General features: G+C 72.0%; 4 protein-coding genes. 2 read left to right on the top strand and 2 right to left on the bottom strand.

The genetic code is table 11. The annotated features are described in order from the left end of the window. Window positions 1–259, top strand: a 259-nt coding sequence (locus EHS43_RS40695; RefSeq protein WP_148104237.1) for a peptidoglycan-binding protein, incomplete at its 5' end; no start/stop codon positions are given. A gap of 22 nt (window positions 260–281) precedes the next feature. Here the strand turns inward: EHS43_RS40695 and purH are convergent. Next, the gene (purH, locus tag EHS43_RS40690) at window positions 282–1,847 is read right to left on the bottom strand and encodes a bifunctional phosphoribosylaminoimidazolecarboxamide formyltransferase/IMP cyclohydrolase (protein ID WP_125195564.1); all 1,566 of its coding nucleotides are present in this window, start codon (window positions 1,845–1,847) and stop codon (window positions 282–284) included. Next, window positions 1,844–2,491 (bottom strand): phosphoribosylglycinamide formyltransferase, encoded by a 648-nt coding sequence (purN, locus tag EHS43_RS40685; RefSeq protein ID WP_125195563.1) that lies wholly within the window; start codon window positions 2,489–2,491, stop codon window positions 1,844–1,846. The genes purH and purN overlap by 4 nt, the downstream gene beginning before the upstream one ends. A 290-nt stretch (window positions 2,492–2,781) precedes the next feature. On the opposite strand from purN, the gene EHS43_RS40680 reads away from it, so the two are divergent. Further along, window positions 2,782–3,338, top strand: a 557-nt coding sequence (locus tag EHS43_RS40680) for a hypothetical protein (protein ID WP_125195562.1), incomplete at its 3' end; no start/stop codon positions are given.

The raw sequence follows: 3,338 nt of genomic DNA, 5'->3' as shown, positions 1-3,338 counted from the left end.
GGCCATCCCCGCCTGGATCTCCGGCTGCACCTACTACTCGGGCACCGAACTCACCGACTACGGCGACAAGGGCCAGCGGGTCGTCCAGGTGCAGTGCATGCTCACCAAGCGCGGCTACAGCGTGGGCGGTTCGGGCGTGGACGGCGAGTTCGGCCGGGACACCCAGGCGGCGGTCAAGCAGTTCCAGAGCGCCAAGGGGCTGGAGGTGGACGGCCAGGTGGGGCCCAACACCTGGGCGGCGCTGCGCAGTTCCACGTAGCGCCGCCCAGGTCGGGGTCGGGTCAGTGGAAGAAGTGCCGCGTCCCCGTGAAGTACATCGTGACGCCGGCCTTCTTGGCGGCCTCGACGACCAGTTCGTCACGGACCGAGCCGCCCGGCTGGACGACCGCCTTCACACCGGCCTCCAGGAGGACCTCCAGGCCGTCCGGGAAGGGGAAGAAGGCGTCGGAGGCGGCGTACGAGCCCTGCGCGCGCTCGGCACCGGCCCGCTCGACGGCGAGCTTCGCGGAGTCGACGCGGTTGACCTGGCCCATGCCGACGCCGACCGAGGCGCCGTCCTTGGCGAGGAGGATGGCGTTGGACTTGACGGCCCGGCAGGCCCGCCAGGCGAACGCCAGCTCGGCCAGCTCGTCGGCGCTCAGCGCCTCGCCGGTCGCCAGGGTCCAGTTCGCCGGGTCGTCGCCCTCGGCCTGGAGGCGGTCGGTGACCTGGAGGAGCGCGCCGCCGTCGATGGGCTTGACCTCGGCGGGGTGCGCGGGCGCGGCCGGGGCCTTCAGGACGCGGATGTTCTTCTTCTTGGCGAGGGCTTCGAGGGCGCCGTCCTCGTAGTCGGGCGCGACGATGACCTCGGTGAAGATCTCGGCGACCTGCTCGGCCATCTCCCTGGAGACCGGACGGTTCACCGCGATCACACCGCCGAACGCCGACAGCGGGTCGCACGCGTGGGCCTTGCGGTGCGCCTCGGCGACGTCCGAACCGATCGCGATGCCGCAGGGGTTGGCGTGCTTGATGATCGCGACGGCCGGATCGGCGTGGTCGTACGCGGCACGGCGGGCGGCGTCCGTGTCCGTGTAGTTGTTGTACGACATCTCCTTGCCGTGCAGCTGCTCGGCCTCGGCGAGACCGACGCCGGTGCCGTCGACGTAGAGCGCGGCGGGCTGGTGCGGGTTCTCGCCGTAGCGCAGGGTGCTCTTGCGCTCCAGGGCGGCCGCGATGAACTCGGGGAACGGGGAGTCGTCGGCGGGGGCGTAGGCACTCGCGAACCAGCTGGAGACCGCGATGTCGTACTCGGCGGTGTGCCGGAAGGCCTCGGCGGCCAGGCGCTTGCGGGTGGCGAGGTCGAAGCCGCCGTCCTTGACCGCGGCCAGGACGTCGGCGTAGCGCTCGGGGCTGGTGACGACGGCGACCGAGGGGTGGTTCTTGGCGGCGGCGCGCACCATGGACGGCCCGCCGATGTCGATCTGCTCGACGCACTCGTCGGGGCTCGCGCCGGAGGCGACGGTCTCGCGGAACGGGTAGAGGTTCACGACGACGAGGTCGAACGGCTCGACACCGAGCTCCGCGAGCTGTTCACGGTGGCTGTCGAGGCGCAGGTCGGCGAGGATGCCGGCGTGCACGCGCGGGTGCAGGGTCTTGACGCGGCCGTCCAGGCACTCGGGGAAGCCGGTGAGCTCCTCGACCTTGGTGACGGGGACGCCGGCGGCGGCGATCCGGCCGGCGGTCGACCCGGTCGAGACGAGGTCCACGCCCGCCTCGTGCAGGCCGCGCGCGAGGTCTTCGAGGCCGGTCTTGTCGTAGACGCTGATGAGCGCCCTGCGAAGGGGCCGCTTGTTGCTCTCGGCGGTCACTGGATAACTACCTTTCGTCCCTCAATGCGATAGCCGTTGCGGGCGAGCCGCCCCACGACCTCGACGAGCAGCCTTCGCTCGACTTCCTTGATGCGCTCGTGCAGAGCGCTCTCGTCGTCCTCGTCCCGGATCTCCACCACGCCCTGGGCGATGATCGGTCCGGTGTCGACGCCGTCGTCGACGAAGTGGACGGTGCAGCCGGTGACCCTGGCTCCGTACGCGAGCGCGTCGCGCACTCCGTGGGCCCCCGGAAAACTGGGCAGCAGCGCGGGGTGGGTGTTCACGAACCGCCCGCCGAAGCGCGCGAGGAACTCCTTGCCCACGATCTTCATGAACCCGGCGGACACCACGAGGTCGGGTTCGTGCGCGGAGACGGCCTCGGCGAGGGCGGCGTCCCACTCCTCACGGGTCCCGAAGTCCTTGACCTTGCACACGAAGGTCGGCAACCCGGCCCGCTCGGCCCGCGCGAGCCCCTCGATGTTCCCGCGGTCGGCCCCGACGGCCACGATCTCGGCGCCGTACGCCTCGGTGCCGATCGCCGCGATGGCGTCCAGCAGCGCCTGGAGGTTCGTACCGGATCCGGAGACCAGCACGACCAGGCGCTGAACCGGCCTGGCCTGCTCGGCCACGGGCTTGGCGGCCACGGCGGGGCCCTTTCTCGGGGGAGCGTTTGTACGGTCGTACGAATGCTTCGAGCCCCGGGATACGGGGAAGTCTACGAAGCGGCCGAACGTCAGCAACGATACCGGCACATCGGAAGGCCCCCACGGGACGGGGGCGTGGCCGGAAGGTAGCGTCTGGGAGGGACCGGTCCGGGAACGCGGGTGGTGCGCGGTGCGTTCACGGGGTGAGGCTCGCGTCGGCGGGCCCGCCGTACCGTCCCGATCCACGCAAACCGTGCAAGTCACATCCTCAAGGGGAAGACGCTCACTTGATGTCGGACCGCAGCCTGCGATTCCTCACGCTCCCCCAGCCGTCGGTGCCGGGAGGTGAGCGCAGCGGCGTGCTGCTGCGGGAGCAGCCCGCCTCGCCGCCGGACGCCCCTTCCTCCGGCAAGAAGTCCGGGAAGAACGGCGAGGGACGGGACGGCACGGCCGAGGACGACAACCCCTTCGCCGCGCCGCCGGAGGGCACGCCCGACCGCCCGTGGCAGCCGCGCCGCCCCGAGGGCTCGGACGACGGCGACGACGACGGCGGCCACGCTCCGTGGGGCAGCCAGTGGAGCGACCGCCAGCCGGGCCGCTCCGACGGCGGCTTCGGCCAGCGCCCGGGCGCGGCTCCCGGCGGTGGCCCGGACGGGCCGGGCAACTCGGCCCCCAATCCGCGCTGGGACCCGACGGACCCCTCCCAGCGCCGCGCCCGCTACGCCCTGCTGTGCGGTATGTGGGCCTTCTTCTTCGTCCTCTTCGGCTGGCCGTACGTGAGCCTGATGCTGGGCGCGCTGGCCATGTACTGGGGCATCAGCGCCCTGCGCGCCCAGCCCCGCACCCC

The organism is Streptomyces sp. RP5T, from assembly GCF_003933965.1.
Taxonomy (GTDB): Bacteria; Actinomycetota; Actinomycetes; order Streptomycetales; family Streptomycetaceae; genus Streptomyces.
This window is presented reverse-complemented; position numbering and strand designations above follow the sequence as displayed.